Origin of the sequence: Prevotella sp. MGM1 (genome assembly GCF_002933775.1) — a bacterium.
Taxonomy (GTDB): Bacteria; Bacteroidota; Bacteroidia; order Bacteroidales; family Bacteroidaceae; genus Prevotella.
The window spans coordinates 51,188-75,400 of record NZ_BEWV01000206.1 but is presented as its reverse complement, the minus strand read 5'-3'; the positions used below and the strand labels follow the sequence as shown (position 1 = coordinate 75,400).

Below are 24,213 nucleotides of genomic sequence, written 5' to 3'. Positions count from 1 at the left end.
TCTATCCATGGCGCATATGTTACTCTGGTTTAAATCAAATTTTAATGTATAAAAGGATGCGTTTTAAATATTTTTTGCGTAAACACATACTTATAACTAATCGTTTTCTTTGACATTATGTTTACATATAGATAAAATCCCGCTTGAATTAGCATCGCCTCAGTAAAGCGATATGCAAGACAAGCGGGATTTTATTTCGTTCCGGTTTGTATGAATTTTAATTTTATTATTTTGTCACACGAATCCAGTCAATATCCATGAATCCTGTCACACCTTTTCCAGCCGGTTCTTCGGCAAGGAAGCCAAATTTAGAACCAATCCATTTGCCTTCACGCATCTTGAACTCATCGCCTGCCGCTTTGAACTTTTTGCCGTCCCTGCTGTATGCGAACGTAAGTATGCCACCTTCTTTTACAGTGAGACGCAGATATATTTCCTCATATATAGCCGGTTCGTAGTTGATTTTATCCTTGTCAGTAGGATTTAACTCGGCAATGACTTTGACTGTCTCCGGCTTGTTCTTGTCTGCTTTCTGGCATGTGATCTGTTGAAGTTGAAACTTGTCCCCCACTCTTTTTACCACAAGTGCACTGTAATCGAGTCCCATCATGATAATGCCGCCATATTGATTTTCCTTTTTAGCGGCGAATTTTATTTTTGCCGTGGCCGTGAAAGAGTCCGCTGGTGTTTTTTGGAGCAATAGATTGGGGGCTTCCCAAAGGTTTACGAACTTGTCACTCAGCTTATGTGTATACATACGGAAAAAGCCGTATGGAGTCGGTTGACCGTATCTTTGATCATAATTGGAATGCCACTGCCATTGTTTGCCTAATGTCACACTGTTGAACTCATCGCTTTCAACAGGATTCTGAATAGGATATGTTTTCCCTACATTCGGTTTTTTATATCTTGTCACTGGTTCTCCGCATAATTCTCCATTCTTGGCTTTACCCATTACCGGCCATCCTTTGACCCAGTTTACCGGTTGAAGATGAACAACACGTCCGTATGCTCCCTTGTCCTGGAAATGTAAAAACCAATCTTCTCCTTGTGCGGTATGTACCCATCCTCCTTGGTGCGGGCCGTTAATATTCGTTTTGCCTTGAGCCAAGACTATCTTATGCTCATAAGGACCGTAAGGGCTTTTCGAACGCATAGCCAATTGCCAACCGGTAGGAACACCGCCTGCAGGAGCCATGATCCAGTACCACCCGTCATGTTTATAAAACTTAGGTCCTTCTACTGTCCGATGTTCATTGTTTCCGTCAAAAACAATAACGGGGTCGCTGATGGCTTTGGTTCCGTCGGGAGACAACTCACGTACCGAGAGAATACTCTTGAATCCGGCGCGGCTTCCGGCCCATCCGTTTACAAGATAACAACGGCCGTCATCGTCCCACAGCGGAGTCGTATCTATCATTCCTTCGCCGGCAATCACCAGAACTGGATCATCCCATTTCCCTGCCGGATCTTTTGTCTTTACCATATATACACCATAGTCGGGATCTCCCCAATAGATATAATACTCTCCGTTATGATACCTGATACTTGGTGCCCATACGCCCATGCCGTGAGCGGTTTTGTCAAAGACTTCCTTAGGTGTCAGCTCTGTAAGCGCATGGCCGATAATTTCCCAGTTGACCAAATCTTTCGAGTGTAGAATGGGAAGACCGGGAATACAGTTGAACGAACTGGCCGTAAGGTAAAAATCTGTTCCTGAAGCACCGACACAAACGTCAGGGTCACTGTAATCCGCATTGATAATCGGGTTAATGTAGGTTCCGTCGCCTTGATCCGGACACCATACTTCAGAACGGTACTGCGCCTGAGAACTTAGGGTAAGTGCCGAAAAGATTAGTAATAATGGTAATTTTTTCATATAAAATTAAGTTTTAATTGGTAATTCTTGTCTTTCTCAATACAAAAAAGTGGTTTTGTCTTGTTGTCGGCATATTGTGATAAAGACAGTGCGACGTGTCCCATTGTCCGTCTGAGATTTATTTCCACACACGGATGAACTTTGCATTTTCCTGTATTATTTTCCCGTACTATCATCATATCAACACCAAACGGCCCACAATATTTACCACTGTATATCTCGCCGCATTTAAATTGTATCATTTCTTTAATGTTATCAAGTAATTGCTTTGAAACATAATGTGTTAGCATGCTTTCCTTAAAGTATTCCGTCGCAATGATGTTTCCTGTATAAGAGCCGTGCTCGGTATTGAAAACGGACAGTCCATCATAAACGATTTTACCATCTTCGGCGCACCGGAATTCCATGCCGAAGTCGCATATTCTATCGTAATGAGGTTCAATGATAATGCAACCCTGGTTCTTTATTATGTTTCTAACCCATCCTACAATATGCGGCGTAATATCCGCGGGAGATACAAATCGCAGCCCGCGCCCACTACAACTCCATGGAGCTTTAAGGACTGCCGCCCCGAAATCTGAGACGTGACCGAAAGCCTCACCCTCAGTCATACATGTATATGCTATACCGACAGTGTCTGGCAAGTTTATAGATTTGAGTACCGATGCGGCTGTCGAACGATGAGATAACTGCCTGATAATGTTAACTTCAGTTGGTTCCGGTAATAGTCTGCTATCGATTCCGTTTCTCATTAGTTCATTTCTTATGGCAAAATCCCATCCCCATGTAGTGATATTGTCAATCTGTAAAGAGTGAAGCATATCATTGGAAATAAATTCCACTCCATGGAATGTACGGTCTATACCGGTTTCGGCAAGCTCGCAAGTAAATTGATAAAAAGCCTTTTTTGCACGATCGGTATCTTCCACCAATACGTAATCTCCATCATTAGCCCATAAGGCGGCAATGAAGCCGATATCTTTCCGCAAGCATTTTGCGGCTTGCGGTGCGGTAAAATTGATTGTGTTTTGTGCCAAAGCAATATCATGCTCCGGATTGAAGACATGCAGTGTCATGCAAGTAGTTTGTAATTTTGTAATATTTGCCGACAAATTTAATAATTTTTTTTGATAATTTGTAATATTGAGTTTGCAATTTACGAATTAAATCATTATCTTTGCAGCTAATTAACATAAGCAAATAGGAATGGAAGTTTTTTTTAGAACTCACAAGTATTTGGTTGAGCATACGAATGCGCCTGTTCGTCGTACATTGATGGATGAGATTGATTGGTCGGCTCGTATGATTGGCATAAAAGGTACGAGAGGAGTCGGAAAGACTACTTTCCTGTTACAATATGCCAAAGAGAACTTCGACTTGACAGATCGGCAGTGTCTTTATGTCAATATGAATAATTTCTATTTTCAAGGGCGTGGATTTGCCGATTTTGCAGGAAAGTTCTATAAAAACGGTGGGCGCGTACTGTTAATCGATCAAGTATTCAAACAGCCTGATTGGAGCAAAGAATTGCGTAAATGCTATGATAATTATCCAAACCTGAGAATCGTGTTTACCGGTTCGAGCGTAATGCGTCTTAAAGAGGAAAATCCGGAGCTTAACGGTATTGTGGAAAGTTATAATCTACGTGGTTTCTCTTTTCGGGAATTCATAAATTTGCAGACAGGAAATAATTTTGAGCCATATACGCTTGACGAGATATTGGATAGCCATGAACAAATAGTAAAGAAGATTTTGCCGAAAGTTTCTCCAGGAAAATACTTCAATGATTATATCCATCATGGTTTTTACCCGTTTTTTCAGGAGCATCGCAACTATTCTGAAAATTTGTTGAAGACAATGAATATGATGACAGAGGTTGACATATTGCTTGTGAAGAAGATTGAACTGAAATATCTTACGAAAATAAAAAAACTGTTTTATCACTTGGCTATAGACGGTCCGAAAGCACCCAATATAAGTTTGTTGGCAAATGATATAGAGACGAGCAGAGCCACGGTAATGAACTATATAAAGAATTTGGCTGAGGCACGACTGATTAATATTATATATCCAGTGGGACATGACTATCCGCAAAAGCCTTCAAAGGTGATGATGCACAATTCCAACCTTATGTATGCCATATATCCGATAAAAGTGGAGACACAGGATACGATGGAGACGTTTTTCGTAAATTCGATGTGGAAAGACCACATAATAAATCAAGGCATCAGGGATTGTCATTACACAGTGGATGGAAATCTGAAATTCAGGATTTGTGACGCAACTTCACAGGCAAGAATCAGATACAGCCCGGATGTTATTTACGCAAGATATAATACGGAAATAGGAAAAGGAAATCAAATACCGCTATGGTTGTTGGGATTTTTATATTAGAAATAAAACAAGTATCAATTAAATAAATTATTCATTTAAATATTTTATCTATTAAAATGGCAAAACAAAAAAAGTTTATCACATGTGATGGTAATCAAGCCGCTGCGCATATCTCGTATATGTTTTCAGAAGTGGCTGCCATCTACCCCATTACTCCGTCTTCAACAATGGCTGAGTATGTGGATGAATGGGCCGCACAAGGTCGTAAGAATATTTTTGGAGAAACAGTTCTCGTACAGGAGATGCAGTCGGAAGGTGGTGCTGCCGGTGCTGTTCATGGTTCTTTGCAAGCCGGTGCTCTGACTTCTACATATACGGCATCACAGGGCCTCCTGCTTATGATTCCGAATATGTATAAGATTGCAGGTGAGTTCCTTCCTTGTGTTTTCCATGTGTCTGCACGTACTTTGGCCTCACATTCTCTTTGTATTTTCGGCGACCATCAGGATGTGATGTCTTGCCGTCAGACAGGATTTGCCATGTTGGCGGAAGGTTCTGTACAGGAAGTTATGGACTTGGCCGGTGTCGCTCATTTGGCAACGATCAAGAGCCGTGTACCGTTCTTGAACTTCTTTGACGGTTTCCGTACATCTCATGAAATTCAGAAAATTGAGATGTTGGAAAATGAAGATCTGGCTCCTCTGGTAGACCAAGATGCCTTGTCGGAATTCCGTCACCGCGCATTGACCCCCGAGCGTCCTGTTGCTCGTGGTATGGCAGAGAATCCTGATACATTCTTTGCACACCGTGAGTCATGTAATTCTTACTATGATTCAGTTCCTGCTATCGTTGAAGAATACATGGACAAAATCTCTGAGATTACAGGACGTAAATACGGTTTGTTCAATTACTATGGTGCTGAAGACGCCGAGCGCGTAATCATACTTATGGGTTCGGCAACTGAAGCAGCGCGTGAAGCCATAGATCATCTCACCGCACAAGGAGAGAAAGTCGGAATGGTTTCTGTTCACCTCTACCGTCCGTTCTCTGTTAAGCACCTGTTAGCAGCCGTGCCAAAGACAGCAAAAAGAATTGCTGTTCTTGACAGGACTAAAGAACCTGGTGCCAATGGCGAACCATTGTATCTGGATGTCAAGGAAGCGTTCTATGGTGTCGAGAATGCTCCTGTTATCGTTGGAGGACGTTATGGTCTTGGTTCTAATGATACAACTCCGGCACAGATACTATCCGTTTATGAAAATCTTGCGCTTAGTGAGCCGAAGAATCATTTCACAATCGGTATCGTAGATGATGTGACATTCACTTCTTTGCCCAAGAAAGACGAAATAGCACTGGGCGGTGAGGGTATGTTTGAGGCAAAATTCTATGGTCTCGGTGCAGACGGTACTGTTGGAGCAAACAAGAACTCTGTTAAGATTATCGGTGATAATACGGATAAGCATTGTCAGGCTTATTTCTCTTATGACTCTAAGAAATCCGGTGGTTTCACTTGTTCCCATTTGCGCTTTGGTGACAATCCTATCCGTTCAACATATTTGGTTAATACCCCCAATTTCGTTGCTTGCCATGTCCAGGCATATCTAAACATGTATGATGTGACCCGTGGATTGCAGAAGAACGGAACATTCCTGCTTAATACGATTTGGGAAGGTGACACATTGGCCGCTAATTTGCCTAATAAGGTAAAGAAATATTTTGCGGACAATAATATAAAGGTATATTATATCAACGCCACAAAGATTGCGCAGGAAATTGGTTTGGGCAACCGTACTAATACAATTCTTCAAAGTGCGTTTTTCCGCATTACCGGAGTTATTCCGGTAGATTTGGCTGTTGAGCAGATGAAGAAGTTCATCGTTAAGTCTTATGGCAAGAAGGGGCAGGATGTTGTGGACAAGAACTACGCCGCTGTTGACAGTGGAGGTGAATATAAAGAGTTGGTTGTCGATTCTGCATGGTCAAATCTTCCTGCTGATGCAGCTAAGGAGAATGCTGATCCGGCATTCATAAATGAAGTTGTGCGTCCTATCAATGCACAAAATGGCGATTTGCTGCCTGTATCTGCATTTAAAGGCATTGAAGATGGAACATGGCCTCAAGGTACATCAGCTTATGAGAAGCGTGGTGTGGCCGCATTTGTTCCAACATGGATTCCCGAAAACTGTATCCAGTGTAATAAGTGTGCTTATGTATGTCCTCACGCTTGTATCCGTCCGTTTGTTATGGATGAGAACGAGGTTGCCGGTTTCGATGCTACAACACTTGATGTCAAGGCTCCGGCTGCTCTGAAAGGAATGAAGTTCCGTATGCAAGTAGGTGTAATGGATTGTCTGGGTTGCGGAAACTGTGTTGATGTATGTCCCGGTAATCCAAAAGCAGGAGGCAAGGCACTTAATATGGTTCCGTTGGAAGGCGAACTTGGCCAGGCCGCAAATTGGGAGTATTGTGTTAAGAATGTTAAGAGTAAGCAGAATTTGGTTGATATCAAACAGAGTCCCAAGAACTCTCAGTTTGCAACACCTCTGTTTGAGTTCTCCGGTGCATGCTCCGGTTGTGGTGAAACACCTTATGTTAAACTGATTTCACAGTTGTTTGGCGACCGTGAGATTGTAGCTAATGCTACAGGTTGCTCTTCAATCTATTCCGGTTCCATACCTTCAACTCCGTATACAACAAATGACAAAGGACAGGGACCGGCTTGGGCGAACTCACTGTTTGAAGATTTCTGCGAGTTCGGCCTCGGTATGACATTGGCTAACAAGAAGATGCGTGCACGCATTGTAGAACTTCTTAACGGCGCTATTTCAGATGATAAAGTTCCTGCCGAATTTAAGGCTGCCGCTCAGGAATGGCTTGACGGCAAGGAAGACGCTGATGCAAGTAAGGCTGCCGCCGCAAAACTCAATCCGATGATAGAGGAAGGTGCATCACAAGGTTGTGAAACATGTATTAAGTTGAAAGAACTTTCCCACTATCTTGTTAAGCGTTCACAATGGATAATTGGTGGTGATGGAGCTTCTTACGATATCGGTTATGGAGGTCTTGACCATGTGATAGCATCGGGTGAAGATGTTAATATATTGGTTCTTGATACAGAGGTTTATTCAAATACTGGTGGCCAGTCTTCAAAAGCGACACCGCTTGGTGCCATTGCTAAATTTGCTGCTTCTGGTAAACGTGTTCGTAAAAAGGATCTCGGTATGATTGCTACGACCTACGGTTATGTATATGTTGCGCAAATAGCAATGGGCGCAGACCAGAGCCAGTGTTTGAAGGCAATACGTGAGGCAGAGGCATATCCCGGACCGTCAATCATTATAGCTTATGCACCTTGTATCAACCATGGCTTGAAGAAAGGTATGGGCAAGGCTCAGGCCGAGGAGGCAGCAGCTGTAGCTTGCGGATATTGGCACTTGTGGCGTTATAATCCCGCTCTTGAAGAGGAAGGAAAGAATCCGTTCTCTCTCGACTCAAAAGAACCCGCATGGGAAAACTTCCAGGATTATCTGAAGGGTGAGGTTCGTTTCCTTTCTGTAATGAAGCAATTCCCGAATGAAGCCGCAGACTTGTTCAAGGCTTGTGAAGACATGGCAAAGAAACGTTATCAGAGCTATGTGCGCATGACTAAAATGGATTGGAGTGACAACGCTTAATTAAATAGCACTTATACTTATAAAGAGGGAGATCCTGATATCAGGATCTCCCTCTTTTATTACATAAAATCCACATATTTATCTGTACAATTTAATTCTTTCTCTTTTATTCGTTTATTCCATTGCTTTTTTGTAATTTTGTCAATTAAATAAATAATAAATTAAAGCAAAAAGGATGAAACCAACTGCAATATTACTTTTACATTGTCCGGATCAATCGGGAATTATATCTGAGATAACAAAATTCATAACAGATAATCAAGGTAATATTGTGTATTTGGATCAGTATGTAGACAGACAGGATGGCTTCTTCTTCATGCGTATAGAATGGGAATTGAATAGATTTATTATTCCAAGAGAAAAAATCAAGGAATACATAGATACACTCTATGCGCAAAGATATCAGATGGAATGCAGTTTGTATTTTAATGATGTCCGTCCTCGTATGGCTATTTTTGTCAGTAAAATGAGCCATTGCCTTTATGATTTGCTTGCAAGATATAAGGCAGGTGAATGGAATGTCGATATACCTTGTATAATAAGTAATCATGAGGATTTAAGATATATTGCAGAGCAGTTTGAAATTCCTTATTATGTTTGGTCTATAAATAAGGACCATTCCAATAAAGCAGAGGTGGAAAAGGAAGAAATGGAACTGTTGAAAAAAGAAAAAGTGAGCTTTATAGTATTGGCCCGCTATATGCAAATAATAAGTAATGAAATGATAAAGGCTTACCCGAATCATATCATAAACATACATCATTCTTTTTTACCTGCATTTATTGGAGCGAAACCATATCATCAGGCATGGGAGCGCGGTGTAAAAATAATAGGTGCAACCAGTCATTATGTTACAGATGAATTGGATGCCGGGCCTATAATAGAACAAGATGTGGTACGCATCAGTCATAAAGATACCCCAGAGACTCTTGTATTGAAAGGACGGGATCTTGAAAAAATAGTTTTATCGCGTGCAGTAACAAAACATATAGAGAGAAAAATACTCACATATCATAATAAAACCATAATATTCAACTAATGGATGTTGTCGTTGTAAAATATAATGCCGGTAATATATATTCTGTTGTCAATGCGTTAATGCGATTGGGAATTACTCCATATGTGACAGATGATGTGGAAAGAATATGCTGTGCGGATAAGGTTATATTACCGGGACAGGGAGAAGCTAAGACCGCAATGGAATATTTACGAAAATATAATTTAGACAATGTGGTATCCGGACTTAAACAACCGGTCTTGGGCATATGTATTGGACAACAGTTGATGTGTCGTCATTCAGAAGAGAATGATACAGAGTGTTTGGGGATTATAGACGCAGACGTAAAGCGTTTTTTACCAATGCGACATGCAGAAAAAGTACCGGCTATTGGTTGGAATTCAATATATGATTTGAAAGGGAAGCTATTTGATGGAGTAGAGAATAATGAATATGTATATTTTGTACATAGTTATTATGTACCGATTTGTGATGCGACAATAGCTGAAGCGAATTATATTCAACCTTTCAGTGCGGCATTACAGAAAGGAAATTTTTATGCGACCCAGTTCCATCCGGAAAAAAGTGGTGATATAGGTGACGTTATTCTACAAAATTTTTTGAAATTATGATACAACTCATTCCTGCAATAGATATAATAGATGGGAAATGTGTCAGATTGACAAAAGGTAATTATAGTACTAAAACCGTTTACTGTGATGACCCTGTTTATATGGCAAAATGTTTTGAGGATTGTGGATGTAAAAGACTACATATTGTTGACTTGGATGGAGCCAAAGCCAGACACATTGTAAATATTAAAGTATTAAAAGATATAACAGACAACACCAACCTTATAATTGATTTTGGTGGTGGAATCAAGACTGACGATGATATCAAGAATGCTTTTGATAATGGCGCATCAATGGTAACGGTTGGTTCAATTGCTGTTACCAATAATAGTATATTTGAAGATTGGTTGTCTAAATATGGAGCAAATAGAATAATTTTAGGAGCCGATGTTCGGAATGGAAAAATTGCAATAAACGGTTGGGAGAAGGATTCCGATATAGATCTATTGGCCTTTCTTGAGCATTATATAAATCTTGGTGTCAAAAATGTTCTGTGTACGGATATATCCAAAGACGGAACATTGACAGGTCCTGCAATATCACTGTATAAAGACATTATGAGTAAATTTCCTGATTTGAATTTAATTGCCAGTGGTGGTGTGTCCTGTATTGATGATATACTGGATTTGGAAAAAGAGAATATTCCGGCTGTGGTTTTTGGTAAATCCTTTTATGAAGGAAAAATTAAATTAAGTGAATTATGGGACTTGCAAAAAGAATAATACCTTGCTTGGATGTCAAAAATGGCATAACTGTAAAAGGCGTAAATTTTGTAGGATTACGTGATATCGGTGATCCGACAGAGTTGGGCAAGGCTTATTGTAAAGCAGGTGCGGATGAATTGGTCTATTTGGATATTACAGCCAGCTACGAAGGGCGTAAAACCTTTACTGAATTGGTATCCCGTGTTGCAAAAGAACTGAATATCCCTTTTACAGTAGGAGGAGGCATAAATGAATTGGCAGATGTTGAAAGGCTACTAGATGCAGGAGCGGATAAGGTTAGTATAAATAGTGCGGCGCTTCGCAATCCAGACTTAATAGATGACATAGCAAAAAGCAAAGGGAGTCAAGTCTGTGTTTGTGCAATTGATGCGCGACTTGATTCGGATGGATGGTTCTGTTATTTAAAAGGAGGTCGTGAACGAACAGAACGTGATTTGTTTGAGTGGGCATATGAAGCACAAGAAAGAGGTGCGGGAGAAATATTGTTTACCAGCATGGATCATGATGGTGTTAAAAAAGGCTATGCGAATGAAGCAATAAATAAACTTGCAAATAAACTATCTATCCCCATAATAGCAAGTGGAGGTGCCGGATGTAAAAAGGATTTTAAGGATGTATTCATAGACGGACATGCGGATGCTGCTTTGGCTGCAAGTGTTTTTCATCTTGGAGAGATTAAGATAAGAGATTTGAAAGAGTATTTAATTCATGAAGGTATAAATATACGTATATAATTTAAAAATGAAAATTGATTTTGAAAAGATGTCGGGACTAATCCCTGCAATAATACAAGATGCCGTAACAAGCAAGGTGTTAATGCTTGGTTATATGAATGAAGATGCTTATAATCAAACCATTGATACCGGTTTTGTCACTTTTTTTAGTCGCAGCAGGCAGAAACTATGGGTGAAAGGAGAAACATCCGGTAATTATCTAAAGCTTGTCAGTATCAATATTGATTGTGATAATGACGCATTACTTATAAAAGTTCATCCACAAGGTCCCGTTTGCCATAAAGGAACTGATACTTGCTGGAGCGAGAGTAATGAATACCAGCCAATTATGTTTCTATCTTTTATTCAGGATTTTATAGAAAAGCGGTATAAAGAAATGCCAGAAGGAAGTTATACGACTTCACTCTTTAAGGAAGGACTGAACAGGATGGCTCAAAAAGTGGGTGAAGAAGCACTGGAAATGGTCATTGAGGCTGTGAATGGAACAGATGATAGACTTATCTATGAGGGTTCGGATATGTTATATCATTTAATTGTTTTATTAACTAGTAAAGGATTACGCATCGAGGATTTAGCTAAGGAACTTCAGACTCGACACGATCCTAATTGGCATAAACATTAAATAACATAATGTGATACAATATGTTGATAGATTATAAGAATGTAAATATATATCAGCAATCGGAAACTCCTGTGCTTAAAAATATTTGCTTTCATGTTGATGAAGGTGAATTTATATATATAATAGGACGTGTAGGTTCCGGTAAAAGCTCATTGTTAAAATCCTTGTATTTTGAGTTAAACATAGATGAAGCTGAAAATGCAATAGTCTTAAATCATGATTTATGTAAGTTAAAACAAAAATACATACCAGCCTTGCGTCGTCAAATGGGAGTAATATTCCAAGATTTCCAATTGCTGTATGATCGGACCATATATCAAAATCTTAGATTTGTATTAAAGGCGACAGGATGGAAAAATAAAGAAGAAATAAATAAGCGCATAGAGGATGTTTTGATTGATGTGGAAATGCAGGGTAAAGCAGATAAACTTCCACATGAGCTTTCCGGAGGAGAACAACAGCGAATAGCTATTGCGCGTGCGATATTGAATAAGCCAAAGTTGATAATAGCAGATGAGCCAACCGGCAATTTGGATCCTGTCACAGCAGAAAATATAATAGCGTTACTTCGGCAAATATCCCAAACAGGGACATCTGTTATTATGAGCACTCATAATATGCCTTTATTGGATAAATATCCTGGGGTTGTATATCGATGTATTGATGGCATTTTGGAAGAAGTAACTAATGATTATAATAAAATATCCGCAATAGAAGAAAACGATACGAGCGACCCTTGTTCCTTAATCGGAGATTATGGAACTCGTGAGGATTTATCTATATAATAATGATTAATAACGAATATAAAAGAGATATGAAAGTAATGAAATTTGGGGGAACATCGGTTGGAAGCCCAAGCAGAATGAAGGAAGTAACAAACCTTGTGGTTTCTTATAATGAACCCGTTTTTGTCGTTTTATCAGCAATGTCAGGCACAACAAATTCACTTGTTGAGATATCTGATTATTTATATAAGAAAAATCCGGAAGGAGCTAATGAGGTAATAAACAAACTTGAAAATAAATACATGGCTCATATAAATGAGCTTTATGAAACAAAAGAATGGCAGGATATAACCAGAAGTTTCCTTAAAGAAGAATTCAACTTCATCCGAACATTTACAAAAGAATTGTTCACCAGTTTTGAAGAAAAGGTCATTGTTGCCCAAGGAGAGATTATCAGCACCAATATGGTCGCTAACTACATGAAAGAAAAAGGCTTTAATGTAAAATTGATTTCTGCATTGGACTTCATGCGCACAGATAAAAATGGAGAACCAGATCTCGCTTATATAAAGAAGAACTTAAGTATTATTCTGGAAAAAGAATGTGATGGGCAGGTATATATTACACAGGGTTTTATTTGCCGTAATGCTTATGATGAGATCGACAACCTACAACGAGGTGGCAGTGATTATACAGCATCTTTAATCGGAGCAGCCATTTGTGCTGATGAAATTCAGATATGGACAGATATAGACGGAATGCATAATAATGATCCGCGAATTGTAGAAGGAACAGAGCCTGTTCACCAACTCCATTTTGAAGAAGCGGCGGAATTGGCCTATTTTGGTGCCAAAATATTGCATCCAACATGTATCCAGCCAGCAAAATATGCGGGAATACCTGTACGATTGCTTAATACCATGGCTCCCGAAGCCGAAGGTACGACAATAAGTAATATGACTGAATATGGTAAGATTAAAGCTGTTGCGGCAAAAGATAATATCACTGCTATAAAAGTAAAAAGCAGTAGAATGTTATTGGCAACAGGTTTCCTTCGTAAGGTATTTGAAATATTTGAGAGTTATCAGACCCCGATAGACATGGTTTGTACATCTGAGGTCGGAGTGTCCATGAGTATAGATAATTCTTCTCATCTAACAGAAATTGTTGATGAACTTAAAAAATACGGAACCGTCACTGTCGATACCAATATGTGCATTATCTGTGTTGTTGGTGATTTAGATTGGAGCAATGTCGGATTTGAGACCATAGCGGCAGAAGCAATGAAGAATATTCCGGTAAGAATGATTTCTTATGGTGGCTCGAATTACAATATTTCGTTTTTAATAAGGGAAGAAGACAAAAAACGAGCATTACAAAGTCTTAGTAAGACATTGTTCGGCAAATAAGGAATAACATACAAATATATTGATGATGAGAAAAACATATCCTATTGATAGGTTTCAATCTTTACAAACACCATTATATTATTATGATGTTGACTTATTGAAAAATACATTGGGGATTATTAACGATGAAATAAATAAACATAATAATTTCATTGTTCACTATGCAATAAAAGCCAATGCTAATCCAGCATTGCTGAGAATAATCAGTAATGCTGGATTGGGGGCAGACTGTGTAAGTGGAGGGGAAATAAGCATTGCTTGTCAGACAGGATTTGAGCCGTCTAAAATAGTTTTTGCCGGAGTTGGTAAAAGCGATTGGGAAATCAACTTGGCATTAGACAAAGGTATTTATTGCTTTAATGTTGAGAGTATGGCTGAATTAGAAGTGATAAACATGCTTGCCAATAAAAAAAACACTGTGGCTCGCGTGGCTTTAAGAATAAATCCCGATGTTGATGCCCATACACATGCAAACATAACCACGGGACTTGCAGAAAATAAATTCGGTATATCTTTGACTGACATGAATGATGTGGTGAAATCCGCAATGAAAATGGATTGTATTGAATTTATTGGATTACATTTTCATATAGGATCTCAGATACAGGATATGTCTGTTTTTAAATCACTATGTGAACGCATAAATGAAATAATAAGTTGTTTTGAAAAAGCCGGAATTATAATTTCTGACATAAACGTCGGAGGAGGTCTTGGCATTGATTATGATAACCCGGAAGAAAATTGCATACCAGATTTTAAAGCATATTTTGATACATATTCAACTTATTTGAATATAGGTTCAAATAAGAGGGTGCATTTTGAATTGGGACGTGCTGTTGTTGGGCAATGTGGAACATTGATAACAAAAACATTGTATATAAAGAAAGGTACGAACAAGCAATTTTTAATAGTTGATGCTGGCATGACGGACTTAATTCGGCCGGCGCTATATCATGCATACCATAAAATCGAGAATATATCTGGGGGCGGTTCAAAAGAACTTTATGATGTTGTCGGTCCTATTTGTGAGTCTAGTGATGTTTTTGGAAAAGATATATTATTGAATAAAACTATGCGTAATGATTTAATTGCGATAAAGTCTGCTGGGGCTTATGGAGAAATAATGGCCTCACAGTATAATTGCCGTAGTATTCCAAAAGGCTATTTAAGTTGTGATTTTTAATTAAAATATATATTGTCATGGAGATTGATATTCTTCAAATAGCTATCTGTAGCGGTCTGTTATTGATGGCTATTATATCTTCATTATGTAATGTTTTTTTTCGCAGGTTGCCGCATTCAATATTTTCTGATAATGATGATGATATGGCATTGCCTAAATTCTCTATTGTAATTTCAGCGCATGATAGTGCGTCAGATTTACAAAAAAATCTGCCATATTTCCTTTCCCAGGTTTATGAACCCGGATATGAGGTTATTGTGGTTGACGAATCATCGACTGATGATACAAATAATGTTTTAAAATTATTGAAAAAGGAATATAAAAATCTATATACAACATTCATACCCACATCAAGTAAGTATTTAAGTCGCAGGAAATTAGCTTTGACTGTTGGTGTTAAAGCCGCACATAATGAATGGATTATATTTTCTGATGCAGACTGTCGTCCGTATAGCGACAAATGGCTGAAAGCATTCTCGCATTTTTGTAATAATGAGAATAACATCGTCATGGGATATACTCAGTTTGATGAAAACACCAAGTCTTTTTATCGTTTCGAACGAATGATTTCTTCATGGTACACATTCCGCAAGGCATTGAATGGCATGGCTTACAGGCATTGCGGAGCAAATCTGGCTATACGCAAGAGTGATTTTATGAAGAAAAACGGTTTTTTGAAGAACTTGAAATATTTACGTGGTGAATATGACTTCATCGTGAATGAATATGCACAATCGGATCGGACCGCTGTTGTCACTTCAGAAGATTCTTTCATGCTGCAAGATACTCCGTCTAAGAAGACATGGACAAACACACGCCTTTGTTATATGGAAACGAGAAAACATCTCAATAGAAGCCACTCCTATCGTGCCCGTTTTAACATTGATATGCTGGTGTTGCATTTGAACTATATTGGTCAAATATCAGTTCTTGCCTACTCTGTGTTTGTTGAAGACATTGTTTTTATGATAGCCGCCATCTGCTGTTTTTTTATAACAGTCTGTATGCGCTTCATTATAGCCAAGAGAGCATGTGCTTTTTTGGGTGAAAGTATATCCGCTGCAAAAATTGTTGTCATGGAAATAGGTTTATTATGGAGTAATATGAAACTCATGATAAAATATGCAACTTCCGATAAAAATGATTTTATACGCAAATAATTAATGAGAATATTGCATTTTTATCCTGGCAAAGATGACATGATTGCTAGATATGTAGACATGTTATTAAACGTCATGGCCGAATATGTGGATAGCAGGAAAAGTACCGACCTGTCGGAACTCAAGAAGAGTATCAAGCAATGGAAGCCGGATATAATACACCTGCATGGGTGCTGGGAATTCACTACATTCATGGCATTGATACATGCCGACGCACGAAACATACGATATGTATTTACTCCTCATGGACAGTTAGAGCCATGGATAATGCGTCAAAACTATTGGCGTGAAAAATATCCAAAACTGTTTCTTTATCAGAGAAAGATTTTGAAAAAAGCTTATTCCATAATTGCAATGGGGAGTATGGAAGCTAATTGCATTAAGAATTACGGATGGAATAATCGTATAGAGACTGTGCGCAACCCGCTTATCACCGAAACCATAACGACTGTAGATGCCGGTTGTCAGGTATTTGCTGTATATAATAAGGTTCTGAATAGTGATGTTTTAAAACTTATGGATGACAAAACAATAACAGCTCTTTCCGTATTGATTAAAGCCGGGCAAGCATTGGACGAGAAATGGATAAGTGATAAAGAATACAATATAGTAAAAGGAATCGGTCAAAATGATTGGTTCAGATTACTTTTATATTCATATCAGGAAGAAATACTCAGTACAGTAATGAAAGGTGCCACTATTTTGCAGTTCATAATACCTGATATTGATTTTTCATCAGTATCATTCTATCTCCCAGAGAAGCACCATAAATCAAGGCCGTTATCAAGTAAAAGAAACTCTGATGCCAATATGGAATTCGTGACAGTTATTAAAGCTGCACACGAGAGAATATCACATAAAAAACTGACACTAAGCAATGTATTGGAACTATCGTCCTTTCTTCGGACAGCAATAGTACAAGATGATAAAATAGAAAGGTATCTTAGGGAAGAAGAATTGTCAGAGTTTGCCGGTCGGCTGATGCAGGTCGCAGCCGACTTTACTTGTCTTGATGTCGGTTTTATGCCAGTGACAAGTATAAACGACCGAGCAACAAGAAAAATAAAGAGAATTATAACAAAACATTTGGAAATATGACATCAATCAATCATAATGATATGGACACCGATATGCGCTATCTAAGTCTGCTGTCGCAATCATTTCCAACAATAGCAGATGCCAGTACAGAAATAATAAATCTTGAAGCTATATCTAATCTTCCAAAAGGAACTGAACATTTCCTTGCGGATATTCATGGAGAGAATGAAGCCTTTCAACATGTGCTTAAAAACGCTTCCGGCAACATAAAACGTAAAGTAAATGAGTTGTTTGCCGGTAATATGCGGGAAATAGAGAAGAAAGACTTGTGTACTTTGATATATTATCCGGAGGAAAAACTGGAATTGATAAAATCATCAGAGCCGGATATAGACGATTGGTATCACATAACGATACATAACCTTGTCAAGATATGCCTTGATGTGAGCAGTAAATATACACGCTCGAAAGTAAGAAAATCGCTACCGGAAGATTTCAGTTATATAATCGAGGAATTGCTTCATGAAAGTACAGGAGACACAGACAAGGCAGCCTATGTGAATGTCATTGTTGATACAATCGTTACAACAGGCAGAGCCGATGATTTCATAATTGCATTATGCGGAGTCATACAACGTCTTGCAATAGACCAATTACATATTCTTGGAGATATTTACGACCGTGGTCCGGGTGCTCATATAATAATGGATACCATGCGTCATTATCACAGTTGGGATATACAGTGGGGAAATCACGATATTCTGTGGATGGGTGCTTGTGCGGGAAATCCGGCGTGTATATGCAACGTGCTCCGTTTATCCCTGCGGTATGCCAATTTGTCTACCCTTGAGGAGGGGTATGGAATAAATCTCGTTCCTCTTGCCACGTTTGCCATGGATGTTTATGGTGATGATCCTTGTGACGAGTTTATGCCCAAATTGTTGAAGGGTCGTAATATGGATGAAAAGACAATGAGGCTAACAGCGAAGATGCATAAAGCCATAAGTGTGATTCAGTTTAAGGAGGAGGCCGGCATATTCAAGCGCAGACCGGAATGGAACATGCAAGACAGATGCCTGTTTGAACATGTCGATTATGAGAGAGGTATATGCAAAATAGACGGGAAGGAATATGAGATGTGCAACAATCATTTTCCAACAATCAACCCGGAAAATCCCAATGAACTGACACAGGAAGAAGTTTTGCTTATGCAGCGTCTTTGTCATTCGTTTGTCGTAAGTGAGAAACTTCGGAAACACATACGTATATTGTTAGGGCACGGATGTATGTATGCCATATATAACAGTAATCTTTTGTTTCATGCTTCGGTACCTTTAAATGATGACGGAACATTAAGGGAAGTTGAACTGTATACAGGTAAGAAATACAGCGGTCTTGAGCTAATGCAGAAAATAGGAATGATGATACGTGCCGCCTTTGAAAATGACACCGATGGAAATGTGCGGAAGTATGCGATAGATTATTTCCTGTATTTATGGTGTGGTAAAGACAGTCCGCTATTCGATAAGTCCAAGATGGCAACATTCGAGCGTTATTTCCTCAAAGATAAAGAGACATACCATGAGGAAAAAGGCAATTATTTTAAGTTGCGTGATGATGAAACAGTGTGCGACCGTATCCTTGATGCATTCGGAGTGGAAGGGCCTAACCGTCATATAATCAACGGACATGTTCCGGTACATGCCTCGAAAGGCGAAAATCCGATCAAGGCAAATGGAAAGCTCATGGTCATTGATGGAGGATTTAGTGAAGCATATCATAAAGAGACCGGCATAGCCGGATATACATTGGTATATCACAGCCGTGGCTTTCAATTAGTACAGCACGAGCCTTTTACATCTGCCGCAGATTCTATAAAACGAGGTACGGATATAAAGAGTACGACACAGATTGTCGAAATGTCAGCACACCGCATGCTGGTGGCCGATACGGATAAAGGAGCCGAGCTGCGGGCACAGATTTCCGATCTAAAAAAGTTGTTATATGCCTACAGGCACGGAATAATCAAAGAAAAGAGATAATACACGAGCCTAAATGATATTTTATAGACGATAAATCATTTAGGCTCGCTTTTATTTATTTGTGGAAATGCTCTCAACGATAATTATATAAACAAAAACAAGATATTAAAGTAAAAGGTACTCCAATTCATTGATTGTATATCAAAGTGTATCGTAATAAAACTTGCATTTATATAAATTTTGTAGTAACTTTGATTTTAGGAATACACATTTAAATAAAGAAAAATATGATAAATATTTACAAAACGACATGCAGATATAGTGATGATAAAATCATATTTTCAGCCATAAAAAATGATATTGCAGAAAAAGCATTGTCAATGCTCTTTATATCTGATGGTGTCCGAACATGAATGCTCTAACTATGTCATGAATTCTATATATAACACGGTACCCATAGGTATGTAACTATATTTTATAATTATCAAAAAAACGAGGCTCTCTTTGCTCTGCATTGGGAGCCTCGTTGCGTTGTATTGGGATACTTATTGCAGTGCGTTTAGTATCTAAACGGACGCCAATTAGATACCGAATGAATGACAACGAGTATCCCAATGCAGGATAACGGTTTCTGTTATAAGATATAATTGGAAAATCTGTATATTACAATATACTTCTGCCATTTTTTTATAGTAAAAACCATTGATAATTATTCTTTTTATAGTTGGTATCCATAAATTGACAGAAGTATAATCGATGATATTATATTTACAAAAGTACTGTTAAAAAGCAAAACAAAACACATGTATTGCAAAGTGATAAAATGCAATCTCATATCCTATCGATTACAAAACTTGGTGATATGAATTTTAAGCAATCGCATACATAAGTATTTAAAAAGCATAACCATTTATGAAAGAAAAAAAATAAAATTCGTATCTTTGCATCACGAAATATTTTATGAAAATAGGTATTGAATTTATGTTATTAATGGATATGGCAGAATGGAATCATGATGTTAAATAGAAATAATAATATGGATTTGGGACATCTTCCTGTATCAAGCGGCAGGGCATGGATATTAATTAGCTGACAATTTATTGAAACAACCAAAGATATGAAGAAAAAATTAGAGAAGGTGCTTGTGCTCGGTTCAGGTGCCTTAAAAATCGGACAAGCAGGCGAATTCGATTATTCAGGTTCGCAGGCATTGAAAGCATTGCGTGAAGAGGGGATTTCGTCTGTGCTTGTCAATCCTAATATCGCCACAATACAGACATCGGAGGGTATTGCGGACAAGGTTTATTTTCAACCTGTGACTCCTTATTTTGTCACGGAGATTATAAAGAAAGAGCGTCCGGACGGTATTCTTCTTGCATTCGGAGGACAGACCGCCCTAAACTGTGGAACTGAATTATATACAAACGGCATTCTTAAAGAATATGGCGTAGAGGTTTTGGGGACATCCGTAGATGCCATTATGTATACGGAAGACAGGGATTTGTTCGTAAAAAAACTTGATGAGATAGAATTGAAAACCCCGATAAGCGAGGCTGTTGAAAACATGGACGACGCTCTTGCCGCAGCACGTAAAATTGGCTATCCGGTTATGATCCGCTCCGCTTATGCGCTTGGCGGACTCGGTTCGGGAATATGCAAAGACGAGGATGTATTCAAAGAACTGGCAGGAAGCGCATTTACTTTCGCCCCACAGGTTTTGGTAGAAGAGTCGCTTAAAGGCTGGAAAGAAATAGAGTTTGAGGTTATACGCGATGCCAATGACCACTGTTTCACGGTTGCGTCAATGGAGAATTTCGATCCGCTTGGAATACATACAGGCGAATCGATCGTCGTGGCTCCCACTTGTTCCCTTACAGACGAACAGGTGAAAATGCTTCAAGACATTTCCATTCGCTGCGTGCGTCACCTTGGTATCGTAGGAGAGTGCAATATACAGTTTGCTTTCAATGCTGAGACAAACGATTATAGAATAATAGAGGTTAATGCACGTCTTAGCCGTTCATCGGCATTGGCATCGAAAGCTACCGGTTATCCGCTGGCTTTTGTAGCCGCCAAGATAGCTCTTGGTTATACGCTTGATCAAATTGGAGAGATGGGTACACCCAATTCTGCCTATACCGCCCCACAGCTTGACTATATGATTTGCAAGATTCCGAGGTGGGATTTGACTAAGTTTGCCGGTGTAAGCCGCCTTATAGGTTCGTCGATGAAGTCTGTCGGAGAAATAATGTCTATCGGACGCTCGTTTGAAGAGATGATACAAAAGGGCTTAAGAATGATTGGTCAAGGTATGCACGGCTTTGTGGGTAACGACCACACGAGATTTGAAAACCTTGATGAAGAATTGGCTAATCCCACAGATTTGCGTATATTCGCCATCGCTCAGGCTTTGGAAGAGGGTTACAGCATAGAGCGCATAGAAGAACTCACAAAAATAGACTCTTGGTTCCTTATCCGTTTAAAAAACATTGTTGACCTTAAGCATAAATTACAGGAATACAACTCGTTGGATGAGTTGCCAGATGCTTTGCTTAAGGATGTGAAAGTTGCCGGATTCTCCGATTTTCAGATTGCGCGTTTTGTATTGAAATCGACTACAGGCAGCATGGAAAAAGAAAATCTCGAAGTACGTCGTCATCGTAAGCAAAAGGGAATCCTACCTGCCGTCAAACGCATAAATACCGTTGCCAGCGAGCACCCAGAACTGACCAACTATCTCTATTTCACATACGCCACCGATGGTCATGACATTGATTATTACAAGAATGAGAAGTCGGTGGTAGTACTTGGTTCCGGTGCTTATCGGATTGGATCTTCCGTTGAGTTTGATTGGTGCTCGGTGAATGCGATTGAGACCGCACGCAAACTCGGCTACAAATCTATCATGATAAATTATAACCCAGAAACCGTGTCTACCGATTATGACATGTGCGACAGGTTGTATTTCGATGAGTTGTCACTCGAACGCGTGCTGGACGTGATAGATCTCGAAGAGCCGAAAGGTGTAATTGTAAGTGTTGGAGGACAGATCCCCAATAATCTGGCTATGAAATTACACCGCCGCGGTGTGCCGGTGCTCGGTACTTCACCAATCGACATAGACAGGGCGGAAAATCGTGATAAGTTTTCGGCAATGCTCGACAAACTCGGAATAGACCAGCCCGCATGGCGTGCACTTACTTCATTTGATGATATTAAGGAATTTGTGGACAAAGTCGGTTTCCCGGTTTTGGTACGTCCTTCTTATGTATTGTCAGGCGCAGCAATGAACGTATGCCACAGTTCGGAAGAACTTGAGCGTTTCTTAAAGATGGCAACAGAGGTTAATAAGGAGTATCCGGTTGTCGTATCTCAGTTCATGCAGGATACGAAAGAGATTGAGTTTGATGCCGTTGCCGACAAAGGTCAAATCGTTGAATATGCCATTTCTGAGCATGTTGAGTATGCTGGTGTTCACTCTGGTGACGCTACAATGGTATTCCCGGCCCAGAATATCTATTTCTCGACTATCAGGCAAATTAAGAAAACAGCCTGTAAGATAGCGGAAGAACTTAATATCAGCGGACCGTTCAACATTCAGTTTCTTGCAAAGAACCGCGAAATAAAGGTTATTGAGTGTAATCTACGTGCCTCCCGTTCCTTCCCGTTCGTCAGCAAGATACTGAAGCGTAATTTTATAGAGACGGCAACAAAGATAATGTTAGACACTCCATATAACAAACCTGACAAGAGTGAGTTTGACATTGACAGAATAGGTGTGAAAGCTTCACAATTCTCTTTTGCTCGTTTACAAAACGCCGATCCGGTGCTTGGTGTGGATATGTCTTCAACCGGAGAGGTGGGATGTATCGGGGACGATATGAATGAGGCACTTCTCAATGCTTTGATAGCCACAGGATACCGTATTCCTGAAAAACGTATTCTCATGTCTTCTGGAGGAGTAAAGGGTAAAGTAGCATTGCTTGAACCGGCACGCCAGTTGGCAAAGAAAGGATTTGAGGTCTACGCCACAGCCGGGACAGCCAAATTCTTGAAAGAAAACGAAGTGCCAGTGATAACAGTCGGATGGCCAGATGAGAATAGCGAAAATAATGTGATGGACATGATTGCCGAGCATAAGTTTGACCTGATAATAAATGTTCCCAAGAATCAGACAAGACGTGAGTTAACAAACGGATACCGCATTCGCCGTGGTGCAATTGATCATAATATTCCGTTGATGACGAATGTGAGACTGGCCAAAGCCTTTATTGAGGCATTCTGCGCAATAAAGCAACAGGATATAAAGATTAAGAGTTGGCAGGAGTATAATATGTAATATGTATTGATATGTAAGTAGCCGCATTTATTTCCAAATGCGGCTACTTATTTTAGTTTTTTGCGTGTAATAATTAAATGCGGTGATTTCAAAATTTGAAATCACCGCATTTAATTATTATATTGCTTATTAATTCAAGAGTTAATAATATTTATTGCCATACAAATTCATTTTTTATCTGTTTTTGCAGGTTTGTATCTCTTGTTCAATCCGTTAATAACATCTGCCGTGATATCAAGCTTCTTGTCTGCAAGCAATATGTTGTCACCGGCTTTTGACAAAATCAAATCATATTTCTTGGTTTTGTTATAAACTTTCAGGAAATTTTGCAACGAGTCACGTAATGCGGCATTGTACTTTGCGGTCTCTGAGTCTAATTCCGAACCAAGACGGTTTTGCAGTTCTTGCAAATCTTCTTGCTGACGCTGTAATGCAGCCTGAACACTCGCAGCCTGTTCGCGGCTGGTAAAACCGTTATTATTTAATTTCTGCTGGAAGTTTGCTGCTGCAGCTTGCAATTTTTGGCCTTTTTGGTTTAAAGTATTGCGAGCGTTATTACTCTTCTTCTGCAAAATGGCTGTAAAATCTTTGCAGAACTTGTACTGAGACATCAAAGAATCAACCTCAACGTATGCGATTTTCATTTCACCCGTGACTGATGTTGAAGTTTTGGCGGGCTGTTCATCCATCTTGGGAGCAGACTTGTCGCATGCGGTGAGTGTCAAACCGGCTACTGCCACCACTGATAATGCATGGAAAATGTTTTTCTTGTTCATCTTA

17 protein-coding genes are annotated in these 24,213 nt (G+C 39.3%); 14 read left to right on the top strand and 3 right to left on the bottom strand.

Going from position 1 to position 24,213, the window contains the following annotated elements; all coding sequences use genetic code 11:
- Positions 1 to 226 precede the first annotated feature (226 nt).
- Positions 227 to 1,879, bottom strand: coding sequence for a glycoside hydrolase 43 family protein (locus MoGM_RS09820; protein ID WP_104369899.1), 1,653 nt, complete (start codon positions 1,877 to 1,879; stop codon positions 227 to 229).
- Positions 1,876 to 2,955, bottom strand: coding sequence for a hypothetical protein (locus tag MoGM_RS09815; protein WP_104369898.1), 1,080 nt, complete (start codon positions 2,953 to 2,955; stop codon positions 1,876 to 1,878). Before MoGM_RS09815 ends, MoGM_RS09820 begins: the two co-directional genes overlap by 4 nt.
- 130 nt (positions 2,956 to 3,085) lie before the next feature.
- On the opposite strand from MoGM_RS09815, the gene MoGM_RS09810 reads away from it, so the two are divergent.
- The 14 genes from MoGM_RS09810 (at position 3,086) to carB (ending at position 23,433) form a co-directional block, all read left to right on the top strand.
- Complete coding sequence (locus MoGM_RS09810) at positions 3,086 to 4,273, top strand: ATP-binding protein (RefSeq protein ID WP_104369897.1); 1,188 nt, start codon at positions 3,086 to 3,088, stop codon at positions 4,271 to 4,273.
- Between the two features lie 56 nt (positions 4,274 to 4,329).
- Positions 4,330 to 7,887 carry a pyruvate:ferredoxin (flavodoxin) oxidoreductase gene (gene nifJ / locus MoGM_RS09805; RefSeq protein ID WP_104369896.1) on the top strand — a complete coding sequence of 1,186 codons (3,558 nt, stop codon included), beginning with the start codon at positions 4,330 to 4,332 and terminating at the stop codon, positions 7,885 to 7,887.
- Positions 7,888 to 8,062: 175 nt separating this feature from the next.
- Entirely contained in the window at positions 8,063 to 8,926 is an 864-nt protein-coding gene (gene purU / locus MoGM_RS09800) for a formyltetrahydrofolate deformylase (protein WP_104369895.1), read from the top strand.
- A complete protein-coding gene (gene hisH, locus MoGM_RS09795) occupies positions 8,926 to 9,516 on the top strand; it encodes an imidazole glycerol phosphate synthase subunit HisH (protein ID WP_104369894.1) in 591 nt (196 codons plus the stop codon). The genes purU and hisH overlap by 1 nt, the downstream gene beginning before the upstream one ends.
- Positions 9,513 to 10,238, top strand: a complete 726-nt coding sequence (gene hisA / locus MoGM_RS09790) for a 1-(5-phosphoribosyl)-5-[(5-phosphoribosylamino)methylideneamino]imidazole-4-carboxamide isomerase (protein WP_104369893.1) — start codon at positions 9,513 to 9,515, stop codon at positions 10,236 to 10,238. The genes hisH and hisA overlap by 4 nt, the downstream gene beginning before the upstream one ends.
- Complete coding sequence (hisF, locus tag MoGM_RS09785; RefSeq protein ID WP_104369892.1) at positions 10,217 to 10,975, top strand: imidazole glycerol phosphate synthase subunit HisF; 759 nt, start codon at positions 10,217 to 10,219, stop codon at positions 10,973 to 10,975. Before hisA ends, hisF begins: the two co-directional genes overlap by 22 nt.
- Before the next feature lie 7 nt (positions 10,976 to 10,982).
- Positions 10,983 to 11,597 carry a bifunctional phosphoribosyl-AMP cyclohydrolase/phosphoribosyl-ATP diphosphatase HisIE gene (gene hisIE / locus MoGM_RS09780; RefSeq protein ID WP_104369891.1) on the top strand — a complete coding sequence of 205 codons (615 nt, stop codon included), beginning with the start codon at positions 10,983 to 10,985 and terminating at the stop codon, positions 11,595 to 11,597.
- 20 nt (positions 11,598 to 11,617) lie between these two features.
- Positions 11,618 to 12,382: a cell division ATP-binding protein FtsE gene (locus MoGM_RS09775; RefSeq protein ID WP_104369890.1), complete on the top strand. Its 765-nt coding sequence runs from the start codon at positions 11,618 to 11,620 to the stop codon at positions 12,380 to 12,382.
- 29 nt (positions 12,383 to 12,411) lie between these two features.
- Positions 12,412 to 13,731 (top strand): aspartate kinase, encoded by a 1,320-nt coding sequence (locus MoGM_RS09770; RefSeq protein ID WP_104369949.1) that lies wholly within the window; start codon positions 12,412 to 12,414, stop codon positions 13,729 to 13,731.
- A gap of 22 nt (positions 13,732 to 13,753) precedes the next feature.
- Positions 13,754 to 14,914 (top strand): diaminopimelate decarboxylase, encoded by a 1,161-nt coding sequence (gene lysA, locus MoGM_RS09765; protein ID WP_199181783.1) that lies wholly within the window; start codon positions 13,754 to 13,756, stop codon positions 14,912 to 14,914.
- Between the two features lie 17 nt (positions 14,915 to 14,931).
- A complete protein-coding gene (locus MoGM_RS09760) occupies positions 14,932 to 16,074 on the top strand; it encodes a glycosyltransferase (RefSeq protein ID WP_104369889.1) in 1,143 nt (380 codons plus the stop codon).
- A gap of 3 nt (positions 16,075 to 16,077) precedes the next feature.
- Complete coding sequence (locus MoGM_RS09755) at positions 16,078 to 17,172, top strand: glycosyltransferase (protein ID WP_104369888.1); 1,095 nt, start codon at positions 16,078 to 16,080, stop codon at positions 17,170 to 17,172.
- The gene (locus MoGM_RS09750; protein WP_371410526.1) at positions 17,169 to 19,154 is read left to right on the top strand and encodes a fructose-1,6-bisphosphatase; all 1,986 of its coding nucleotides are present in this window, start codon (positions 17,169 to 17,171) and stop codon (positions 19,152 to 19,154) included. Before MoGM_RS09755 ends, MoGM_RS09750 begins: the two co-directional genes overlap by 4 nt.
- A gap of 1,057 nt (positions 19,155 to 20,211) precedes the next feature.
- The gene (gene carB, locus MoGM_RS09745; RefSeq protein WP_104369887.1) at positions 20,212 to 23,433 is read left to right on the top strand and encodes a carbamoyl-phosphate synthase (glutamine-hydrolyzing) large subunit; all 3,222 of its coding nucleotides are present in this window, start codon (positions 20,212 to 20,214) and stop codon (positions 23,431 to 23,433) included.
- A gap of 167 nt (positions 23,434 to 23,600) precedes the next feature.
- Here carB and MoGM_RS09740 read toward each other — a convergent pair whose 3' ends face one another.
- Positions 23,601 to 24,209, bottom strand: a complete 609-nt coding sequence (locus MoGM_RS09740) for an OmpH family outer membrane protein (protein WP_104369886.1) — start codon at positions 24,207 to 24,209, stop codon at positions 23,601 to 23,603.
- Positions 24,210 to 24,213: the final 4 nt, after the last annotated feature.

Coding starts and splice junctions, on each gene's coding strand:
- carB (WP_104369887.1), top strand. CDS start 20,212: ATGAAGAAAAAATTAGAGAAGGTGCTTGTGCTCGGTTCAGGTGCCTTA.
- hisF (WP_104369892.1), top strand. CDS start 10,217: ATGGGACTTGCAAAAAGAATAATACCTTGCTTGGATGTCAAAAATGGC.
- MoGM_RS09755 (WP_104369888.1), top strand. CDS start 16,078: ATGAGAATATTGCATTTTTATCCTGGCAAAGATGACATGATTGCTAGA.
- hisIE (WP_104369891.1), top strand. CDS start 10,983: ATGAAAATTGATTTTGAAAAGATGTCGGGACTAATCCCTGCAATAATA.
- MoGM_RS09750 (WP_371410526.1), top strand. CDS start 17,169: ATGACATCAATCAATCATAATGATATGGACACCGATATGCGCTATCTA.
- MoGM_RS09775 (WP_104369890.1), top strand. CDS start 11,618: ATGTTGATAGATTATAAGAATGTAAATATATATCAGCAATCGGAAACT.
- MoGM_RS09810 (WP_104369897.1), top strand. CDS start 3,086: ATGGAAGTTTTTTTTAGAACTCACAAGTATTTGGTTGAGCATACGAAT.
- MoGM_RS09770 (WP_104369949.1), top strand. CDS start 12,412: ATGAAAGTAATGAAATTTGGGGGAACATCGGTTGGAAGCCCAAGCAGA.
- hisH (WP_104369894.1), top strand. CDS start 8,926: ATGGATGTTGTCGTTGTAAAATATAATGCCGGTAATATATATTCTGTT.
- MoGM_RS09760 (WP_104369889.1), top strand. CDS start 14,932: ATGGAGATTGATATTCTTCAAATAGCTATCTGTAGCGGTCTGTTATTG.
- purU (WP_104369895.1), top strand. CDS start 8,063: ATGAAACCAACTGCAATATTACTTTTACATTGTCCGGATCAATCGGGA.
- MoGM_RS09740 (WP_104369886.1), bottom strand. CDS start 24,209: ATGAACAAGAAAAACATTTTCCATGCATTATCAGTGGTGGCAGTAGCC.
- MoGM_RS09820 (WP_104369899.1), bottom strand. CDS start 1,879: ATGAAAAAATTACCATTATTACTAATCTTTTCGGCACTTACCCTAAGT.
- MoGM_RS09815 (WP_104369898.1), bottom strand. CDS start 2,955: ATGACACTGCATGTCTTCAATCCGGAGCATGATATTGCTTTGGCACAA.
- lysA (WP_199181783.1), top strand. CDS start 13,754: ATGATGAGAAAAACATATCCTATTGATAGGTTTCAATCTTTACAAACA.
- nifJ (WP_104369896.1), top strand. CDS start 4,330: ATGGCAAAACAAAAAAAGTTTATCACATGTGATGGTAATCAAGCCGCT.
- hisA (WP_104369893.1), top strand. CDS start 9,513: ATGATACAACTCATTCCTGCAATAGATATAATAGATGGGAAATGTGTC.